Raw genomic sequence first — 20,207 nt, 5'->3', positions numbered from 1 at the left:
AAAGGTGAAGGGTAAACGGCTTTCAGACAAAAAGAAAAAGGGTCAAAATTCACTTAACTGAGCTTCAACCCTCCCCTTTTCTCGTTTTCCTTTCAAGTCTGGGCTTCTGATTCAGTCGTCCCGTTTGTCTGGAACGGGCTTTTCATGATCCCTCTTTCTGAGTTACGGATAAAATTGATTACCTCGTCCCTTTCATTAGAAGGCGGTAACTCAAGTTCGATTTTCTGCAGTGCCTCAGCATTATTCAAGCCGCGCATGTAGATGTAACGGTATATATTCTGTATTTCTACAATCTTCTCATTGCTATAACCCCTGCGTCTGAGGCCCACCGAATTGATCCCCACGTAGGAAATCGGTTCGCGGGCAGCTTTGGTAAAAGGAGGCACATCCTTTCGAACGAGCGACGCTCCCGACACGAATGCGTGAGGCCCGATTTTTACAAATTGGTGAACCGCGCTCAATGCGCTGATGATAGCCCAATCACCCACATGAACGTGTCCTGCCATCTGCACATTATTACCAATAATACAATTGCTCCCGACCCGGCAATCGTGGGCAACGTGCGCATAAGCCATGATCAGGCAGTCGGAACCAACAACGGTTTTCCAATGCTCCTCTGTCCCTCGGCTTATGGTCGCGTATTCACGAATTGTTGTATTGTCTCCGATGATCGTCAGCGTATATTCGTTATTGTATTTCAAATCCTGTGGGGTTGAAGAAATAACGGCACCGGGAAAAATACGGCAGTTTTTGCCTATCCTCGCTCCCGAATTAATGACTGCATGTGATCCTATCCATGTTCCCTCGCCAATTTCAACATCGGAATGGATCATTGCGAATGGTTCAATTTCCACATTCTGAGCGATCTTAGCGCTAGAATGCACGTAAGCTAACGATTGAGTCATTTTTTCTTTACGAGGCTTGCTATCATATCCGCTTCACACACCAGTTGACCGGCAACATAACCACGGCCACTCATTTTTACTATGCCCCGTTTCATCGGAGATGTAAATTCGCATTTAAATATCACGGTATCTCCCGGAAAAACATTACGCCGGAAGCGGCAGGCATCGATACCAATCAGATACGGCCAGTAATTATCAGGATCAGGAACGCTGGTCAAAACCAGGATACCTCCTGTTTGCGCCATAGCTTCCAGCTGCAAAACACCCGGCATCACCGGGTTACCTGGAAAATGCCCCAGAAAGAATTGCTCGTTAATTGTCACATTTTTTACGCCAACTACACTGTTTTCATCCAATGCGATGATTTTATCGATCATCTGGAAAGGGTAACGGTGCGCGAGCAACTGACCGATCTGGTTGATATCGAAAACAGGTGCCTTATTGGGGTCGTATTGCGGAATATCTCCTTTCCCGGATTTTATCAGCTTTTTGATTTTCTTAGCCAAAGCTACATTCGCAGCGTGACCCGGGCGGGCAGCGAGGATCTGGGCCTTAATAGGGCGTCCGATCAACGCAAGATCCCCCACAAGATCCAGCAGCTTGTGCCTTGCCATTTCATTGGGATAATGCAAATCAACATTATTCAATACCCCTTTGGACTTATTGACACTCACTTTTGGCTTATTCAAAAGCTGGGAAAGATGATCCAACTCACCATCCTGAACTTCGCGGTCCACGATGACGATTGCATTGGTAAGGTCCCCGCCTTTGATCAGGTTTTGTTTATAAAGTGCTTCAAGCTCGTGTAGGAACACGAAGGTGCGGCACCTTGCGATATCGTCTTTAAACAGTGTAATGTCATTCAAAGAGGCGTGCTGGCTGCTGATCACGGTAGAGTTGTAATCCACCATGACTGTTAGCCGATAGTCCGAAAGTGGCAGTGCAGCCAGTTCGGTATCTTTCTCTTTATTGATATAATGAACGTATTCCGGAACTTCGAAATAGTTGCGGTATGCGTTTTGTTCCTCGATACCGGCGTCCAGCAATGCATCTACAAACTTAATGGAACTGCCGTCCATGATTGGTGGCTCCGGACCATCCAACTGAATCAGCACATTATCAATCTGCAGTCCCACCAAAGCTGCAAGCGTATGCTCAACAGTATGGATACGGGCGCCGTTTTGCTCAATGGTAGTCCCCCGAGAGAGATCCACTACATTGTCGACATCTGCATCTACAATGGGTTGGTCGGGCAAATCGATACGTTGAAATTTATATCCGTGATTAGCCGCGGCAGGCACAAATGTCATTGTAGCAACGACTCCTGTATGTAAACCTACGCCCGTTACGGATACGGACTTGGAAATGGTTTGTTGTTTTTCGTTCATTATAAAATATCCTTTCTACTTAAAGGCGCGTTGGGATGCCGGGCTTATTCTATTGAAAATCGGACGTCTCTTGTTTACTTTCCAAATCTTTCAGCCTGTCTTCCATATCTGGAAGCCGCCTGACCAATGCCATGGAGCGTAAATGTTCGTTAAGGTCTCTCGCCGGCGAACCTGAAAGGGACAAACCTTCTTTCTTGATGGATTTGCCCAAACCGCTCTGGGCTCCTATTTTAGTTTTGTTGGCAACGGTTATATGTCCTACGATACCAACCTGGCCCGCAATCACACATTGTTCGCCTATCGTGGTCGACCCCGAAATACCCGATTGCGCTGCAATTACGGTATTTTTTCCAATCTCTACATTATGCGCGATCTGAACGAGGTTGTCTATTTTAACACCTTTTCTGATAATGGTAGAGCCCATGGTCGCACAATCGATCGTCGTATTCGACCCGATGCTTACATTGTCTTCGATAATGACATTACCTAGTTGAGGGATTGTCTTGTAAGTACCATCGGCCTGGGGAGCAAACCCAAAGCCATCACCTCCTATAACGGTATTGGCGAAAATAGTGCAGTTTTTACCGATAACGGTATTATCGTAAATTTTGACGCCTGGATGAATGATTGACGAATCGCCCACGATGACATTGTCGCCCAGATAGGCGTTTGGGTATATTTTAACGTCGTCCCCTATGATACAATTTCTTCCGATATAAGAGAATGCACCCCGATAGCAGTCTTCGCCTATCTGGCTGTTCTCTCCAATAAAACTAGGCTGCTCTATACCTGTTTTGATACTGGATAGTCGTTTCTGATATTCTTCAAGGAGGACTGTAAAAGCGGTATAAGCGTCCGCTACATAAATAAGTGTTGCGGCGATTTCCTTTTTTGGAACAAAGTCCTTGTTGACGATGACCGCAGAAGATTGTGTAGCGTAAATATGGGGTTCGTATTTACTATTAGCCAAAAAAGATATACAACCCGGTCGCCCTTCCTCAATTTTAGCAGCCGAATCAATTGTTATTTTATCATCTCCAACAATGGTTCCATCAAGCATTTGAGCAATCTCGCTGACAGTAAATTTCATATTTTTCGGCTAATGTATTTCGAGAATGTTGTATAATTTCCTTAAACTTTCTTTCTTGTTTATATGCTGACTAACCACGCAAAGATACATTTTTACCCCAACATACATAGTACTTGCGTACAATCTTAGTAAGTGCTTCAATGGTCGGAATATCAGATGCGTCAGCTATATCTACCAGATCTCCATTCTTCATTTTAACCCTTATCGGATCCTGTTCTTTTTCATAGGCTGAATTCGTGGTTTCGCCTGTTACCAAAAAATACGGTATTTGTTCTTTGCCAACTCCCGACAGAATGAGTTGATCCTGTAACGGCTTCAGTATCTCCGGTCCGGGAGGCGTGTTATAGAATTGGATTTTGAATAATTCCCGGTTTAGCAGCTTATCGCATAATGTAGAAAGCACCGGGTCCCCGTGGTACCGCCAGCCTTTTACAGAAGCCCATACGTCATGATCATCCAAAGCGTTGAAGGATTGCAACAAATCGGGTTGTTCATCAAAATCGTGCAGAGAAAATTTCCCATGGAGAAACCGGGCAAAATCGGGTGTAGCAAACAATTCAACACCATCCTCCGCGAGCTGCCTCGCCCTGTAAAGAATTTGTGTCAGCATGGCTTGCGCACTTAGCAAGGTCTTATGCAGGTACACCTGCCAGTACATCAGTCTGCGCGCATGCAGGAAATTTTCAATACTCAGCAGGCCCTTCTCCTCCACAACAAGCTGATCCCCGCTAATATCCAGCATTTTGATCAGGCGGTCCGCCCCGATAGAACCTTCAATTACCCCGGTATAAAAACTATCCCGGTTCAGATAGTCCATCCGGTCCATATCCAGCTGGCTTGATATCATCTGGTGGAAGAATTTACGGGGATAAGAACCCTGGAACATTTGAATGGCAATATCCAGACGCCCATTCATCTGTCTGTTAAGGTCTTTCATCAAAACCAGGGTAATATCTTCGTGGGCTACCCCTGGCAGCATGACACGTTCCAGTACATGCGAAAATGGCCCATGACCGAGATCATGAAGCAAGATAGCTGCCTGTGCAGCTTCCAGCTCAGGTTCCCAGATCAGATGCCCTTTCTCCTGCAACGCCTTCAGGGCCTGGCTCATCAGGTGCATCGCACCCAAAGCATGATGAAAACGCGTATGCAGCGCTCCGGGATAAACAACATCGGCTAAACCAAGCTGCTTGATCCTCCTTAAACGCTGGAAATAAGGGTGGTCAACTAGATCGTAGAGTAAATCAGAAGATATAGAGATGAATCCGTAAACCGGATCATTGATTATTTTCCTTCTATTCAAAACGTATTTTTTTGGTAAAAGTAATAAATCTAGCAACGGACAAAAGAAGATATTCTTGTCGTCTGGGTTTGGAGATTTCGACTGTTTTACTAATTTTGCGCTCCCAACTATGTTTGGAGAAGGGCCTATAGCTCACAAACCGTTTGCCCGGTCGCTTAGAGCAACTGACAAACTAGTGGACATAAGAAGGGCCTATAGCTCATTCGGTTAGAGCAACTGACTCATAATCAGTAGGTGCCTGGTTCGATCCCAGGTGGGCCCACTTCAACAAAAAGAGGTTAGCAAACATTTGCTAACCTCTTTTTGTTGAATAACAGTGATTGGGTCTATTAAAGCCTAAGCTTACAGCAGTTTTGTATTTCGCTATGGATTTAAAAATCAGGTTCTCCAGATTCCTATCTGGCCAATACTAAATCAACCCCTGGATTTTGATCGAGGGGTTGATTTAGTATTAGCCTCTTTGCCGAAACTTATGTCCCTATTGTAGCACATTATTAATCGTGATAGCAACTCCCTTACCCTTCAATATTGCTACATAAGGGTCAGAAACAGCGGTACGATTGGGCAGTGGGAAAGTATTTTCAGTTAACGTTAATGTATTACTGGAGATATTTATAATCTTTTCTCCTGTCCAAGTGGGCACAGAAAGGTCTTGCAAAAGCTGATCCACCATGTCCGATTCCCACCATTGTCTCAAAGAGATCTTGAAAAACAGTTTACGCATATTCGCAGGCCAGACTTTGGTCGAATATATATACATCCCGGCTTTTGTCTCATCATGAAAATATGTACATGCAGGCGGTAGATCTGCCAAATCCCCTTTCAGGGTGGGAGTGGTGTTATATTGCATCGGAAATTTCAGATGGATGAAAGTCAAAAACCGAGGCAACCCAGCAATTTTACCCTCGATCAGGGATTTACTGTCATCTATTTGCAGCGTCAGAAGATTTTCCGGAAGATTATTCACATTACCCCTTAAACTCAATGATCCTGAAATTTGCTTTACCTGTGTAATACCCTTGGGAAGAAATCTAACTTTCTGAATTACCAGATCTGGAGAATTACTTGCGTCATATCTCAAGATTGCATCAGCCGTACCTCCTAAATGGGTAATCACTGATGCATTAGAAATCACAATGTTAGCTGGCCCGTTAAAACATTTGAAGTACAAGAAAACGTCTGTACCGATAGCCGAAATTGTTTTGGTTTTACTCTGACCATCTCCTGATGTGTTATCGTAAAATGAGGCATTGCCTGAAATTCGGGCGGCGATGCTACCACTCCCTATTCTAAGTGTTATTCTCGTATAACCCGAACCACTACCATTTGATACAATCGGCATAAGCATGCTGTCGTTAGCTTCCGCTGAAGCCAGCAGATCATCCAAGGCGTCGTTGTTCGGCTCATCTATGTAAATATTTGAATTGACAATAAAGGTTGTATCAACAATCTCTTCGTCAACATTTATCAATGTATTTCCCTGATAAATTGTGCCTCTCAACCCTTGCAGCCGGACATTCGCATTTCTGATTGTGTTGTTTCTAATGATCGTTCCCAGCTCTCCGTCTTCGGATATTGTAGGATCCTCGTCTAACTGTCCCGCATTAAGCCAGGGATTGATGTATTCTCGAAGGTGTTTCGCGTCAATGATCTGCAATCCGTTTCCATCGGACAAATTATCTTCATAGACATTATCTATGCAAGGCGCTATATAGCAACCTTTTCTACCGGCAGAATAAGATAACTGCCTGATATTGCCTTTGTTTCCATAGAAATTACCCTCGATTGTGTTTCCTCTTATAATATTCCGGAAAGAATAGAGATAGAGTAAAATCGGAACATTACAATTTGTGAAAGTCACATTCTCTATAATGTTGTTATAGAATGCGTACGTTACCGAATACTTATCTCCGATTGCAGCTCCCTCGAAATATCTGGAAGATCCTTTTATTGTAAATTCCTTAAAATCTGTGTTACTGCTTGAATGCGAGACATCCAATATTTTTGTATACCTGCCAAACTTACCTTTGGTTATCGAAGTCATCATTGTATTGACTAATGTCTTGTGGTTCTTTTCATCGGCAGTTGCCAATCTGACAAGAGCATGTTCATTGTCAATAAGCCCGATTATCTCAAACCTATTTCTGTTCATCGTTACGGTTGGAAAATCAGAGTCGGTAGAGTCACATGTAAAGCCTTCCTCAAGCATATTTACCATATTGCCTCCCCGAACCGTGTTACCCTCGTGGCCTTTAAAATCCATCGCATGGTCCTCAATCCAATCAGCAAAACCAGTAATAGTTGAGGATAATTGAAAAAAGAACATCAAACCACTATCCCCACTAAACATCCAGTTGTCCTCATAGAGTGAATTTATTGAACTCAGGAGGATAAGCGGTTGTCCCCCGTCATCTTCACCATAATTTGGATAAGAGAACCGGTTATTTCGAAACAAAGCATTATTTACCGAGATGAAGTAACAGGTAAACGTGCCAGGATCTGGCGTAACGAAGTTGCTATTGGTTACATTTGGCCGTAAAATTAGGCTCTGAGCGGCCGGATGAGGTGTTATATTGTCAATACGTATAGCCTCAAAATCGCACGCATCGATATTAAATTCTAGCGGCCGCAAATACATATTGCATATATTGATTCTTCCGTTAATAACCTTCACATTTTTGAGCATGAAATCTCCTGTCGCGTATACAAAAAGATTCGTAACAGTTATCCCTTCTACCCCTTCGATACTACATCCCTCGGAAAGGCCTTTGTAATTCTTGTAAATAACATTATCAAGTCTGGCAGAGATGTTAGACGCATTATAACCCGATTGGGCCAAACTCTTATCGAAGACGAATTTTGTCTTGGTGAACGAATCAAAAAAGACGTCATTATAAAAATTATCCGGGAAATAGTCCGACATGTAAATCACATCACTGGAAACTCTGAACATTCCATAAAGTAATGCACCTAACACTGCTGGATTTCCTTTGGGATTATCTATGATTGGAAAGGCCTTTTCATCAGTGCTGCCGTAATCGATCGGAGAATTAATTCCAAACGTTTCAGACACTTCAAAAATATCAATATGGGTAGATCCATTGCCGTTTGAGCGTATCGCTATTGTCCCGGATGATCCGGTATACTTTACAATATGCGTTGCATCAAAATTTCCCTTTACCTGATTACGTATAAAAGTTGTGTTCGTCGCTGAGTCAATGACGGTTATAAAATTGGCCGTTGTACTGCCCTTGATGCGGACTTTATAGAACCTGCCATTAACTAAACCAATGAGTCTCAAAACCCTCCCCTCAGAGGTTGTTGAAAAAGTATTGCTATCAACGATGGTCGCATTACTAGTTGTCCAGTTTGGGTCAAAACTTGTGAACACCAGCCTGGAAATGAAGGTATTAATAAACTTGGCCCCTGGCTTGAATTTAAGGTGTATTCCGCTTGGCAAATTGATGTTCCCAACCATAGCATGTTCATGCGATATGATACACTCAGTATTCGCCAAAAAAGATAAATCGTAGTTCCAATGGTAATCAGCAGGCACAACGAAGATTTTGGACTTTAAAGCAGCAATTTGATCCGCAGAAGATTCAATAACGTTCTCACTTCCAAAAAACTTCATTGCCATTTCACGACCAATTACGCCGCTACCCAGAGGGTTGTCAGGAAAACCAGAGTTGGTAAAACTATAATCCCCTTCTGCTGATGCCGCAGCAATTTGCGTCGACTTCCCTGTTACGCCTTCGGTTCGATAAAAGGTTGAAGTGATTTTTCGTACCCCAAAGCAATCATCAGGCTGGACCTGTATGTTGAATGAGGTTACATCAATTTCATTATAAGCTGTATTGGAAGCTATACTTGCGGAGAGTTCATATCTATCCAACTCCAACCATGAATTTGCCGCCGATTTACGGAAATGAATTAGATAAAAAGTGCCAACCGCTGCGCATAATATGTCGACGCGATTTAGCCTGCAAGCATTGGAAAATACTGAGAAATCTAGGTAGCAAGATGTATCACTGCTTATTGAGCCACTTGCAGAAGCCGGCTTGTTACCTATTTCGTAAAATCGATAAGCGGATGATTCAAGCGCTAATACCTTTGTCAGTGCCAGGTCGCTATGGGGTATTTTGACCCACTCTGTTCCGTTCCAGACAACCCCATCTCCGATCGCGTAGACTAAGGAAGTACCGGTTATTGTATTGGTTCCAGCTACAACCGCAACCCACAGTTTAGATTTGTCGGTGGTGCTGTTAAGCGTCATTGAAGCAAGGTCCGGAAAGTTGGTCGCTGGATTCCACTCGTCTTGAAAATTGAAAGCTAAGTCTGCCATAAAATGAAAAGGTGTTGAGTAAAATCGAATAAAATAGACATAGAATTTCCTGGACAGCGAATTTCAGGTTCGCTGACGAGGATAATTTGTACTTGATTGCCTGATGGTGTGTGATCAACTGCGGTTGACAGTTGACTTGGGAACCGCAAAATGTAACTGGTTTGCTACATTACAATACTACTCAATTTCCAGGTATTTGTAGAAATATCTAACATTAAGAAAGGAGGTAACTTATTAACCGGTAAGTGCACAACCAACTGATACTCTTGCGAGCGATACAATCTAAAAATGTATGCAAAACTGACTTCATCGATTGGATGAAGAGAATGATAGATTATGGATGAGAAAGACTCTACCTCAATTTTAGAGAAAAGTAGCGCCCGTCGTCCAAGTATATTAGGCCAACAGTCGCCGGGACTTTTCATCGCCCGAACCAAGGACATCAATGGGGACAGGGTTATTGACATTATCCTAGGCGCAGGTAAAGCCGAATGTGAACATTGCGGCCCGCTGTGATTGAACTCGATGGTAAATCGGGAGGATTAATTTGGGAACATTCTCAGCCGCCGTTAAAAATCCAATTAAGTGGGGCGCCCATATGGGCAGCAATGATGACGGCGTTTTCAAAATGATCCACACTAGAATAAGCCATTATATACAGAGTCAATGCCTACCGCCGTTTCCTTTATTTTGAATTACTTATTTGGACTTAATACAAATAGGGAGCTATATTTACCAGACTAAAGCAGGTTTCGCAGGTTGACGATGACAGTTATCCGACTTACGCTCCGGCCAGACTTAAACAAATGGTTGCATGTCATTGTATCAAGAAATTGAATCCTATTGCTTGGGTCACCAGGTACGGCCCTCAGCAAAAAGGGTTATCGTAGCTGACGAGTTACTCCACTCCAACGAATTTGTGGACGGAGATACGCTATGGAGGTCCCTGCGGAGCAAAGGTGTCAAGATTAGCCCCACAACCGTTTACGATTCCCTGAACTGGCTCGTGAACGCCGGTTTTGTCGAGCGCAAAAATGAAGGAAACAGAAAAAACCTGTTCAATCTCAGGGAACATTTCAGAAGGTCCTGACAAAAACCAGGGCCGGTTACAGGATCACCATGATATCGCTGTTAGGCTTGTCCTTCTTTTCCAGATACTCCCAGGATACGATGTCCTCCTGAGGATAAATATTGCCGGTGTCTTCCGGGCCCTCATCGCCGATGACTTCCACAAATGCCTTGGAGCCTTTTTTGTAAATCCCCTCTCTTGAAATCCCGTTGATGTCGGTAAATAATACCAAGGCCTGGTCTTCGGGAAGCTTTTCGTTTTTCATGGTGATATGTTTTTTGTTAAAACTAGTATTCAATTTTAGTGCCACGAAAGCACCGCGCGGCGTCCGCGAATTAACCCGGATCGGCATTAGTGGCCTATTCGTGTCTTCGTGGCATTAAAAAAATAAAAATCCCAAGCCTAATATTTGTATCGTACGATGTAAATCGTACCTTTGATGTGTCAAGAATTTAAATGCTATGAATACCGAAAAATCTGAACCGACAAAAGCCGAACTGGACATTCTCACAGTGCTATGGAAACAAGGCCCCTCCACAGTGCGCGCTGTCCATGAAGAGCTGAATAAATTTAAAGAAGTGAATTATACCACTACTTTGAAACAAATGCAACTCATGGCCGAAAAGGGATTCCTGAAACGCGACGAGAGCAGCATGAAACACATTTATGAAGCTGTAGAAGAGGAGCAAAAAACAAAAGGCCTCATTTTGGATCGGTTTGTAGATCAATTATACGGAGGCTCGGCGGGAAATCTGGTGATGCAATTGCTGGACAATAAAAAAGCCACAAAGTCCGAATTGGATGCGATACGGGCTATTCTGGATCAGTTGGATCAAGAAAATCAATAACATAAAAATACAACAGCCATGGATTTCTCTTTGACAAACGAAAACATCGAAATGCTGATCCGGAAAATCGGGTTAACCCTCCTACACTCGTTGTGGCTTGGTGTGTTGCTGGCAATCGGCGCCGGATTGGTGCTTTTGCTTACCAAAAAAGCAAAGCCCGAGATTCGGTATAATTTGCTGACGGGGCTACTTTGCCTATTTGTAATTGCTGTTGGATTCACATTTTTTTTAATTGTCCCAAATCCTGGCACCTCGCATATAACCCATAACCAGGCCGTACCTAATCCGGTTATCACGCACGTATTTGCCACCAACCCTGCCGATTTCCAAAACAATTTCATAGCAGCTGTTTCTGATTTTCTGACACGCAATGCAGGGACAATCACCATCTTCTGGCTGCTGGTGATTGCAATTAAAAGCCTGCGACTGGGAATTGGTTTATACAGACTGGAATATCTCAAAAGAAATCAGGTATACCCGATAGGCAACGAATGGGAAAAGAAAGTAGCGCGGTATGCAAGTGAAATGGGTATTTCAAACCCGGTAAAAGTATTGCAGTCAGGTCTGGTCAGGATTCCAATGGTGCTGGGTCATTTCAAGCCGGTCATATTGGTCCCCCTCGGCGTGATTTCTGCTATTCCTTCAGACCAGATAGAAATGGTTTTGCTCCATGAACTGGCCCATATCAAACGTCTGGACTTCTTCGTCAATTTTTTACAACACCTAACCGAGCTTTTATTTTTCTTCAATCCGGCGTTATTATGGATTTCTTCGCTGATCCGGAAAGAGCGGGAAAATTGCTGTGACGACATGGCATTACGTTACTCGGGAAACAAAATTGTTTATATCAATGCATTGCTGTCATTCCGGGAATACCAGCTGGCGAATCCCGTATATAGTGTTGCGTTCAACAGTGAAAGCAGCCTGGTGCAGCGTGCACGGCGGATCGCTTCCCGAACTAATGCTACTCTTAAACTTTCTGAAAAGATCATACTGGCGGTGTCTGTTTTAATGCTCTTCACATTTACCGTCCTGTTCGCACACAACGGAGCACAGGTTGGACTGATGCATTTGTTAAAAGCCAGGATTCGCAAAGTACGCCAGGAGGTGCCCGTGCCTGCTCTTGGCAAAGCAGCCCCAAAAGCAAGGCAAAATACTGTTAAAGATAATGGTATGATAGCTTCTCCTGATCTCACAGCAGACAGCTCAAATCAAAACGAATATCCGGTTCAGGAATTAAAACCTCTGATAGGCCCGATCCAACCGGATACTTTAAAACCATTGAAATTACAGCATTTGCAACCATTGCAGCTTAATCCCCTTAATTTAACATTGCATAATGACTTGTCCGATGCAAAAGCATACGCTGAATATGAAAACGTTTCGCGAACCTATGATAGCCTTGCGAAAAAATACGATGTCGGGAAACGGCTTTCCTTTGAACCTGTCCATCAGCAATATAAGCCTTATAAGCTACAGAAAAACGAGCGCCTTGCTGCTTTCAACGAACGTATCCTGAGTGAAATAGAGAAGAACGGGATCAAGATCTCAAGGGACAATGTCGAATTTCATATTACCAATAACGAGCTCATTGTCAATGGCATAAAAGTCTCCGATGAGATCCATCGCAAAGTCATTTCCACGGTAATTGGGCCTGACGACCACATCGATTTTACCTACGGAAGCAGTCACAAATAATTCCTGAAAATCAGCCATGAAAATTTTTAGTACGGGCAAATTTGCCCTGGGGATTGCTGTTGCCCAAATAGCATGTTTGGGGACAGTTTACGCGCAATTGAATGGAAAAATCCTGAACGCCGATCATAAACCAATTGAAGGCGCGGCGGTTTCCGTGTCGCTCTCGAACGACTCGAGTTTGGTTAAAACTGAGATCAGCGACAAAGACGGCGCATTCATTTTTACCAATCTCAAAACCGGGGAATATCTGCTTTCTGTTTCGATGATGGGTTATAAATCTTACCAAAGCGCAAAAATCGGCGTTTCTGAAAATCGACAAGCAATTGCATTGGATCCTATCATTCTGCGGGCTTCGGACATTCAGTTGAAAGAAGTCCAGGTAACCGCCCAGAAGGAATTTGTGGAATACAAGATCGACCGGACGGTTGTGAACGTCGATGCGCTGATCAGCAATGCCGGTGCCAGTGTACTGGAAGTCCTGGAAAAATCGCCGGGTGTAATGGTCGACCAAAATGGCAATATCAGTCTCAAAGGCCAGTCTGGCGTCCTGGTTATGATCGATAACCGGCCCACCTACCTCTCGGCTGCGGCGCTGGCTGCGTATCTCAAATCTCTGCCGTCTAATACTGTCGATCAGATTGAGCTCATTACCAATCCTCCGGCCAGGTACGATGCGGCCGGAAGCGCGGGAATTATCAATATCAAGACAAAGAAAACCAAGACGAAAGGGCTCAACGGGAGCATTACCCTAACTCCTGAACGCTCCTACTACGGGCGACACAACGAAGCCCTGAACCTGAATTACCGCAACAACCGGTTCAACTTTTTTGCCAACACCAGTTTCAACAGGCAGAAAAGCTGGCGGCAGCTTGACATTGAAAGGCGTTATTATTCCGAGAGCAATGCGCTGCTTTCCTCATTTGTCCAGACCACTTTATTCTATCCGGCCAGCAAGACTGTCAATTTCAAAGGAGGGGTTGACTTTTATGCCGACTCAAAAACCACCTGGGGTATCGTATTCTCAGGCTCTGAATCGCATACGAAGGAAACCAGGCCGGTCAACAGTGCGGTCATGAACGCGGCCGGGAGCATCGACTCGCTTATTGAAGCCCATAACAGTGAAAATAAACGTTTCCGACAACAGGGTATCAACCTCAATTTCAGTCACCAATACGACAGTACCGGCCGCATGCTTACGTTTGATCTTGATTATATCAACTACAGTATTTCAACCACTCAAAGTTTTCTGAACAACTTCCTCGGACCGGACCGGGGCCTCAGATACCAGGAAGAAATCACTACTAACCTTCCAGCCAGGATCCATATTTATTCGGGAAAGGCAGACTATGAACGTCCGTTGAAAAATAAAGGAAAACTCGGCGCCGGCTTTAAGAGCAGCTACGTGGATACAGACAATGCAGCCAATTACTTTTTGCACAAGAATGGAGAATTAACAATCGATTACGACAAAACGAACCGCTTTCGCTACACCGAGAACATTCATTCGGCATATGTCAATTTCAACAAATCACTTTCTTCAGTTACCATTCAAACGGGCATTAGATTGGAAAACACACACGCCAATGGTCATCAGCTTGGCAATGCCATGAAAAGGGATTCTTCGTTTACATTGAGATACACCAGCCTGTTTCCTACCATTTACGTTTCGTACAAACTGGACAGCAACAACACCAGCCTCAATTTCTCATATGGTCGCAGGATCGGCCGGCCTTATTACCAGGACCTGAACCCGTTTGTTTTCTTATTGGACAAATTCTCCTACTTCGCCGGTAACCCCTATCTGAAACCTGAATTCGGAAACAAGTTTCAGGTGGCACTGAGCTATAAGAGCCGTTTCAACCTATCCCTATTGTATAATTTCACCAATCATATGCAGAGCGAAGTCATCGAACAGGTTGGAAATATTTTCATCAGCCGTACGGGAAATGTGAGCCGGCTGATCTGGGGAGGCATCACGCTGTCGGGCAAGGTCATGGCCGGAAAATGGTGGACCTGCAACTTTTATGCAGAACTGATCAGCAACCGCTTCAAGGGAATGCCGGGCGATGCTAACCGTGTGACAGGCTCTACCTATGGCTTAATCAATCCGAGCAACCAGTTTTTGTTCAAAAAAGGGTGGAGTGCTGAACTGGGCGGTTTTTACATTACAAAAAGTCAGAGCGCACAATTTGACAAATCCTCCCTCTTCCTGATGAACATAGGTGTGCAAAAGAAAATACTGGACAATAAAGGCAGCGTCCGTCTTACCATCCGGGACGTTTTCAGTTCGTTGGAACCGTACGGAACGATCCTCAACATTCCCAATACCTCAGCCTCTTATCGCAACAATGCCGACACCCGGGTTTTATCGCTGAGTTTCATGTACAGTTTCAGCAAAGGCGCATCAAACCGGCAGAAAAGAAATATCGGTGGCTCGGGTAGCGAGGAGCAGCGGGTTAAAAACTAGGGAAAGAATTGAGGATTAAATAGTTAAGAAAAAAAATTAGTCTTTTTAACCGTTAACCTTTTAACCCTTCAAAAACCAGAGGCTCTGGCAAACCTGATGAAATTTCCCCAGTCATATGCAGTCAGATTGTGCTCGCCCTCGCGGTTGTGGTAAGCGAGCGGTGGGTTCGGCAGCGGTTTGTTAATACCGGGAGGCGTTGCCGGCAACACCGATTTCATTTTATACAACTTGTATACGCTTTCGGCATGCTTTAAGGATAGATACGTGCCGGTGGGGTCGGCCCACAGATCTTTGGAAGCATTGGTCGCGTAAACGGGTCGCGGAGCAACCAGTGCGATGAGCATGTGCTGATCTACCGGCAACAGATTTTCTTTATCATTGAATTTCTTAAAGTTATTATTAAACCAATAGGGAAATGAAGTATTGATCCGCGCAACCCTTTCACCAAACTGGCGCCGGGACAACGCTGCTCCCGAATTTCCGGAACAATTGGTAACACAAGCTGCAAACCGCTGATCCTCAGCCGCTGCCCAAAGAGATGCCTTTCCTCCGCGTGAATGCCCTACCACAATCACTTTGTTGGCGTCGATGTCGGGTTCCTTTTCAAAATAGTCCATAACGCGGCTCGCTCCCCAGGCCCACGCACCAATTGCTTTCATCCCATTGTCTGCTTTCAACTGTTCGGGGTATAACTGCAACACACCATTCATATAGGTGTCCTTATGATCCGGAGCAACATCATCGACCTGAAATGCCGCAATGGCAAAACCACTGTCTATCAGCATCTCAGCCGGCCAGAACTCGCTTTTCTTTTTACGGGTCGGATCCGTGTTTTCCTTTCCCCTGTTATTGATCAATAAAAAAGCGGGTACGGGTTGGGAAGTATTTGCCGGAACAAAAAGGACGAGGTTGATTTTAACAGATTTTCTATTCTTAAAAACTTCGATCAGCACTTGTTTCAATTTAGCCTTCCCATCCATCGCCACGCCTTCCTCACTCACAATCGTACGCCTTACACTATCATAAGAAGTGGGCATTTGCCCATAAATATTGTCCTCGAACATCTTCAGGATTTCCGGTCGCCTTACCCTTTCCCAGGTTTTGGTTTTCTTTACTTTTTTGCCCGAGATTGTTTTCAGCACATCGGGTAAAACATAGGAAGGCACTTTGGATTCATCGTAATTCTGAGCCCGCACGTCTGCGCATGCGAGAACCAGCAGGACTATTTGAATAACAATTTTTGACATCGGGAGGTATTTCATGATCACTTACAAATCACAAATTCTCAAGAACCGGGTTCTCCTGTGAGCACACCGGTACGGATCTGAACAGCAGGGTTCATAATAACACTTTAACATACGCGCTGCGGGTTGGTGCGCAAATGTTGCCGGGCTAATCCAAAAGCTTGTTTATGATAAAGTATCATCCTTCCAAATTCCTACCTATCAACTCGGCACTCTACCTGCCTGGGGAAATATCCAATATGATGCGATGGGAATAACTGGCAAAGGGACCATGGAGCGAAAAACCCAGGAGGGTGTTCCAAAGCGGAGGCACTGCCGTATTTAGCAGCAACCTCGCTTTGCATACAGATCAACTGTTCACTATAACTTCACTTCTCCTTCTTCCTCGCCCTGCCAATATTTGATCTGCTTAGCTACAACTGTGATCATAGCCAGACCGGGCGTGTCCAAGCCTTCCTCAAACCAGTCTTCCAATTCGTCCACCCAATGCTCTTCCATTTTTTCGCGGCTCCGTATAACTTCTGCCTTTCCTGTTATGGAAATGAAAAGTTCGTAACCCTGCTGAAAACCCAGATTAACACCATTGTCCAGTTCGATATCGGCAACCATCCGCGAACCTTCCCAGGTAAAAAAGTGGGAGTTCCCGTCATATTCCACTTGCCTGTTGTTGCTCATCGGTCGTGATGCGAGCATGCCGTTTGATGTAGTGGTGGTAAGCATGCAAATGTCAAGATCTTTCATAATCTCGCTTACGTCTTTCAGTGTCTTGTCTGCCATGGCTTTTGTTTGTTGATGAAGTTTAGCCGTAAGACATAATAAAATAATGCCATAAAAATTAATTCCCTCAGGTACCCAACCTGGCGGTCATCCCTTGTAGTTTATTTTATTGACAGGGAATCACCCGATCAGTATTGTTCAAAACTTAACCAGACAGTCGTGAAAACAGAAAAGTTAATCCTGCTATGCATTGTATTGTTCTTTATCCAGCTTGTTGCCTGTGAAAGAAACAAAATGGAAAATGAGGCACCTGCGCCAGTAACCGCACGAACCAGTGCAGATGACGGCACAGGCGCGCCCAGGATCACTACAGAAAAAACAACCGGGATCAAACAAAAAGAACCCGCCGGTTTTACATTGTTAGACCCCAAAAGCCCTTTCGTCATGTGGCGTGTAATCCCCGCTCAGATCGTGATCAACAATGGTAGTCAAAGCACCATTTACTTTCAAAAGGCCGGAAACTACCGTGTGTTTGCGATCGACAGCATGAGTTACGATACTGCCTACCTGGATGTGCAGGTAAGCGACGAAATCTACACGCCGCCGAGCGGGGAACAAGCTTTTAAAGAAAACGAAGAATTGCAGGTAACGCCAAGCTTCTATGCGGACTCTTCAAATGTATTGGTACTCAGCAGTGTGACAAAAGGAACTTATGATTGCAAGAATAGTCAACTGGTAACTTCCACGAATCAAACCGGCGCCTTGTTTCAAATTCAATTCCGCAGTATAGCCACAAGCACGATGTGCCAGCCTGGTGAAAACAAACCCAAAAGTGTACTTTATCTCACCAATCCGAATCAAGCAACATATAATGGAGAGATTGAGGTTTTATTTAACAATAAAACCTATAAGGGTTCCTTTAAGAAAACAGGAAACAAATATGAATTTGATTGGCCTTACAGCAGCGGTGTAGTGTTTACAACCAAATCCATCTAAGACAACTCAACAGAGAAAGTAGCAGGCTGGCAAACGTTTTGCCAGCCACCCTAACCCTAATTTTGAAGAATTTAGAGCAAATATTGGCCGGATGTCGGCGCAAGGAGCGCCAGAGTCAGGAAAAATTGTACCGGCAATTTTATCCTGTTCTCTTTGCGCTTTGCAAGACTTTTTTCGAAGAGAAACACGACATCCTGACTGCGATCAACAACGGAATGCTGAGGGTTTTTCAAAATATCGAACAATATGACCCAGGCAAAGGCGAGTTTTTCAGCTGGATGTATACGATTGTCAGAAACGCAGCATTAAGCCTGCTTCGGGACCGCAAAACCCAGGCATTTGACTATGACGAGATAGAGGATAAAATGGGATATGAGTCTGCCGAAAATCCTTTCGACCAGCTTTCGGGCGGTGATATTCACGTATACCTTCAACAGTTGCCCCTGGCGACCAGAAGGATATGCGGGCTGTATTATCTAGACGGCTTTTCGGTTAAGGAAATCGGGGAGGCGTTGGGGATCAGCGATGGAACTGTGAAATGGCATCTGAGCGAAAGCCGGAACAAGCTGAGGATCATTTTTGAAAAATCACTTTGAAACGTGAAAGAAAGAAACAGACATATCGATAAGTATCTTCGCGACCAGCTTCCCCAACCTGAAGTGCCGGCTGACGACGCATGGGCGGAAATGAGCGGTATGCTGGATGCAATGCCGGTAAAAAATGTGCACGTCGGAAAAGCTGGAAAGGTGATCTCTCACCTGATGAAATTCAAATGGATGATCGCTGGTGTGCTGAGTACCGCTGCATTGTCCGCATGGATCCTTTTCACACAGGATCCGGACGTCCCCTTTCAGAGCCCGAACAAGTCTCTAGCCAGAGACTCCGCGATCTCCAACCCTACCCAGACTGACGTTTCCAATCCGAAAGTTTCCAGGGGGTATCATGGCGGTCAAGCTTTATCCGATTCCCTCACCCCGTTGACTAGCCACACAAATTCTGAACCTTCAACCCCAGCCACCGCAACTGATCCGAAAGAAAAGAGTACTCCGGAGGTTCTCATCGACAAAGTTTATGACCGGAAAGAGCAGGTTAGCGCATCAAAAAATCGTGAAAATAACATGAGCCGACTTTCACAAAACGCCAGGTCATCAAAAACAAAACCTCGTATTGCAGAAAGAAACGCCTCTGATGTTCGAGCGGGTTCGGAAGGCAAACATTCGCTGGTCGGCGTTACCTATGCCGAACAAGTGGATAAAGCATTCAATCATCTCATTTCCAACCCGCCGGTAGCTGAAAATCCGGCTAAAGTCCCGGCCCGTTTTTCAGTTCTCATGCTAAAATCCATGAGGGTTCAGCTTCCCGTGCACGATCCTGATTTGAAAAATAAGATCGTCAGCCACGATTTTCTCAAGCAAACCGGCAAAACAGCCCATCAAAAAAATGGCCGTACCAGGACGTTCCATGTTGGCTTGGAATGGAATTTCAACACATCTTTCAAAGGAACAGACTACCTCTTCACAGGCGCGGACAGCACCCAGGGATTTCCCAAAACCCTGATCCCCGGATTATTTCTGTCGAAAAGCTGGCAAAAGCACTCGCTGACGGTCAGTATGCTGCCCTACCAGTCATACTTTGGCAACAACACGGAGATCAGCCACGAAATCGATTCAACCATCAGCACCGACTCCTCCAAGTTTTATAACAACAAAAGGTTCATCAAGGCCGTCGGTGCGACGTTCAACCTGCAATACCAGTACCAGATTTCCCGTCTGTTCGCGTTGGATGCGGGGGTGTCATACTTTACCTTTTCCAGAGCCTTAGTCCGACGGGAGGGCGAAAATTACAGAGGTGATATTCTTCCAGGGCAATTAGCAATCCTCGGGAAATCAGCATTAGGGGCAAACATCAATCCCCGCCTTGTTACATTCAAAGCGGGGATCATGTTTAATCCAGGCCGTTTTCAAGCAGGTTTAAATGTTATTTTACCCTTATCAAATGTTTCAAAATCTTCACAATTCCCAGTTAAGGCTTTGAATGGGCAGGTTTTTCTGAGGTATTTGGTTTGGTAATACCGAATGCCGTTTCAAAAGCAGCCGTTAGAAAAATAGATACGAGAAATTTCATGCCGTTCCGTTAC

15 protein-coding genes and 1 tRNA gene are annotated in these 20,207 nt (G+C 44.6%); 8 read left to right on the top strand and 8 right to left on the bottom strand.

What is annotated here, in order from left to right; all coding sequences use genetic code 11:
* Positions 1-92: 92 nt before the first annotated feature.
* The 4 genes from lpxA to AC1XUF_RS10120 all read right to left on the bottom strand — a co-directional run bounded on the left by lpxA (position 93) and on the right by AC1XUF_RS10120 (position 4,686).
* On the bottom strand, positions 93-905 hold the full coding sequence (gene lpxA, locus AC1XUF_RS10135; protein WP_483341661.1) for an acyl-ACP--UDP-N-acetylglucosamine O-acyltransferase: 813 nt from the start codon (positions 903-905) through the stop codon (positions 93-95).
* On the bottom strand, positions 902-2,293 hold the full coding sequence (locus tag AC1XUF_RS10130; protein WP_483341660.1) for a bifunctional UDP-3-O-[3-hydroxymyristoyl] N-acetylglucosamine deacetylase/3-hydroxyacyl-ACP dehydratase: 1,392 nt from the start codon (positions 2,291-2,293) through the stop codon (positions 902-904). The genes lpxA and AC1XUF_RS10130 overlap by 4 nt, the downstream gene beginning before the upstream one ends.
* A 49-nt stretch (positions 2,294-2,342) precedes the next feature.
* Positions 2,343-3,383, bottom strand: a complete 1,041-nt coding sequence (gene lpxD, locus AC1XUF_RS10125; protein WP_483341659.1) for a UDP-3-O-(3-hydroxymyristoyl)glucosamine N-acyltransferase — start codon at positions 3,381-3,383, stop codon at positions 2,343-2,345.
* A 70-nt stretch (positions 3,384-3,453) separates the two neighbouring features.
* Positions 3,454-4,686 carry an HD domain-containing protein gene (locus AC1XUF_RS10120; RefSeq protein WP_483341658.1) on the bottom strand — a complete coding sequence of 411 codons (1,233 nt, stop codon included), beginning with the start codon at positions 4,684-4,686 and terminating at the stop codon, positions 3,454-3,456.
* A gap of 188 nt (positions 4,687-4,874) precedes the next feature.
* Between AC1XUF_RS10120 and AC1XUF_RS10115 the strand changes: the two genes are divergently transcribed.
* Positions 4,875-4,948: transfer RNA gene (locus AC1XUF_RS10115), tRNA-Ile, on the top strand.
* Positions 4,949-5,164: 216 nt separating this feature from the next.
* Here AC1XUF_RS10115 and AC1XUF_RS10110 read toward each other — a convergent pair.
* Entirely contained in the window at positions 5,165-9,031 is a 3,867-nt protein-coding gene (locus tag AC1XUF_RS10110) for a hypothetical protein (protein WP_483341657.1), read from the bottom strand.
* An 814-nt stretch (positions 9,032-9,845) separates the two neighbouring features.
* On the opposite strand from AC1XUF_RS10110, the gene AC1XUF_RS10105 reads away from it, so the two are divergent.
* Positions 9,846-10,121 carry a Fur family transcriptional regulator gene (locus tag AC1XUF_RS10105; RefSeq protein WP_483341656.1) on the top strand — a complete coding sequence of 92 codons (276 nt, stop codon included), beginning with the start codon at positions 9,846-9,848 and terminating at the stop codon, positions 10,119-10,121.
* 16 nt (positions 10,122-10,137) lie between these two features.
* On the opposite strand, the gene AC1XUF_RS10100 is transcribed toward AC1XUF_RS10105, so the two are convergent.
* Positions 10,138-10,365, bottom strand: coding sequence for a hypothetical protein (locus AC1XUF_RS10100; RefSeq protein ID WP_483341655.1), 228 nt, complete (start codon positions 10,363-10,365; stop codon positions 10,138-10,140).
* Positions 10,366-10,561: 196 nt separating this feature from the next.
* Here AC1XUF_RS10100 and AC1XUF_RS10095 point away from each other — a divergent pair, with 196 nt between their 5' ends.
* The 3 genes from AC1XUF_RS10095 to AC1XUF_RS10085 are packed head-to-tail and all read left to right on the top strand — an operon-like array spanning position 10,562 to position 15,113.
* The gene (locus AC1XUF_RS10095; RefSeq protein ID WP_483341654.1) at positions 10,562-10,948 is read left to right on the top strand and encodes a BlaI/MecI/CopY family transcriptional regulator; all 387 of its coding nucleotides are present in this window, start codon (positions 10,562-10,564) and stop codon (positions 10,946-10,948) included.
* A gap of 18 nt (positions 10,949-10,966) precedes the next feature.
* The gene (locus AC1XUF_RS10090) at positions 10,967-12,646 is read left to right on the top strand and encodes a M56 family metallopeptidase (RefSeq protein WP_483341653.1); all 1,680 of its coding nucleotides are present in this window, start codon (positions 10,967-10,969) and stop codon (positions 12,644-12,646) included.
* Between the two features lie 16 nt (positions 12,647-12,662).
* The gene (locus AC1XUF_RS10085; protein ID WP_483341652.1) at positions 12,663-15,113 is read left to right on the top strand and encodes an outer membrane beta-barrel protein; all 2,451 of its coding nucleotides are present in this window, start codon (positions 12,663-12,665) and stop codon (positions 15,111-15,113) included.
* 68 nt (positions 15,114-15,181) lie between these two features.
* On the opposite strand, the gene AC1XUF_RS10080 is transcribed toward AC1XUF_RS10085, so the two are convergent.
* Entirely contained in the window at positions 15,182-16,360 is a 1,179-nt protein-coding gene (locus AC1XUF_RS10080) for a dienelactone hydrolase family protein (RefSeq protein WP_483341651.1), read from the bottom strand.
* 357 nt (positions 16,361-16,717) lie between these two features.
* Entirely contained in the window at positions 16,718-17,134 is a 417-nt protein-coding gene (locus tag AC1XUF_RS10075; RefSeq protein ID WP_483341650.1) for a pyridoxamine 5'-phosphate oxidase family protein, read from the bottom strand.
* 159 nt (positions 17,135-17,293) lie between these two features.
* Between AC1XUF_RS10075 and AC1XUF_RS10070 the strand changes: the two genes are divergently transcribed.
* The 3 genes from AC1XUF_RS10070 to AC1XUF_RS10060 all read left to right on the top strand — a co-directional run bounded on the left by AC1XUF_RS10070 (position 17,294) and on the right by AC1XUF_RS10060 (position 20,139).
* On the top strand, positions 17,294-18,070 hold the full coding sequence (locus tag AC1XUF_RS10070) for a hypothetical protein (protein ID WP_483341649.1): 777 nt from the start codon (positions 17,294-17,296) through the stop codon (positions 18,068-18,070).
* 62 nt (positions 18,071-18,132) lie between these two features.
* Entirely contained in the window at positions 18,133-18,666 is a 534-nt protein-coding gene (locus tag AC1XUF_RS10065) for an RNA polymerase sigma factor (RefSeq protein ID WP_483341648.1), read from the top strand.
* Between the two features lie 3 nt (positions 18,667-18,669).
* Positions 18,670-20,139: a hypothetical protein gene (locus tag AC1XUF_RS10060; RefSeq protein ID WP_483341647.1), complete on the top strand. Its 1,470-nt coding sequence runs from the start codon at positions 18,670-18,672 to the stop codon at positions 20,137-20,139.
* Positions 20,140-20,207 lie beyond the last annotated feature (68 nt).

It is taken from the genome of Dyadobacter sp. HNCC25DJ185 (assembly GCF_056895195.1).
Note: the sequence above shows the minus strand (reverse complement) of the source record. Positions and strands in the feature narration are given on the sequence as shown.

What these genes read in the sequence shown, in the direction of transcription:
- lpxA (WP_483341661.1), bottom strand. Translation starts at nt 905, where the DNA reads ATGACTCAATCGTTAGCTTACGTGCATTCTAGCGCTAAGATCGCTCAG.
- AC1XUF_RS10130 (WP_483341660.1), bottom strand. Translation starts at nt 2,293, where the DNA reads ATGAACGAAAAACAACAAACCATTTCCAAGTCCGTATCCGTAACGGGC.
- lpxD (WP_483341659.1), bottom strand. Translation starts at nt 3,383, where the DNA reads ATGAAATTTACTGTCAGCGAGATTGCTCAAATGCTTGATGGAACCATT.
- AC1XUF_RS10110 (WP_483341657.1), bottom strand. Translation starts at nt 9,031, where the DNA reads ATGGCAGACTTAGCTTTCAATTTTCAAGACGAGTGGAATCCAGCGACC.
- AC1XUF_RS10105 (WP_483341656.1), top strand. Translation starts at nt 9,846, where the DNA reads ATGTCATTGTATCAAGAAATTGAATCCTATTGCTTGGGTCACCAGGTA.
- AC1XUF_RS10100 (WP_483341655.1), bottom strand. Translation starts at nt 10,365, where the DNA reads ATGAAAAACGAAAAGCTTCCCGAAGACCAGGCCTTGGTATTATTTACC.
- AC1XUF_RS10095 (WP_483341654.1), top strand. Translation starts at nt 10,562, where the DNA reads ATGAATACCGAAAAATCTGAACCGACAAAAGCCGAACTGGACATTCTC.
- AC1XUF_RS10090 (WP_483341653.1), top strand. Translation starts at nt 10,967, where the DNA reads ATGGATTTCTCTTTGACAAACGAAAACATCGAAATGCTGATCCGGAAA.
- AC1XUF_RS10085 (WP_483341652.1), top strand. Translation starts at nt 12,663, where the DNA reads ATGAAAATTTTTAGTACGGGCAAATTTGCCCTGGGGATTGCTGTTGCC.
- AC1XUF_RS10080 (WP_483341651.1), bottom strand. Translation starts at nt 16,360, where the DNA reads ATGTCAAAAATTGTTATTCAAATAGTCCTGCTGGTTCTCGCATGCGCA.
- AC1XUF_RS10075 (WP_483341650.1), bottom strand. Translation starts at nt 17,134, where the DNA reads ATGGCAGACAAGACACTGAAAGACGTAAGCGAGATTATGAAAGATCTT.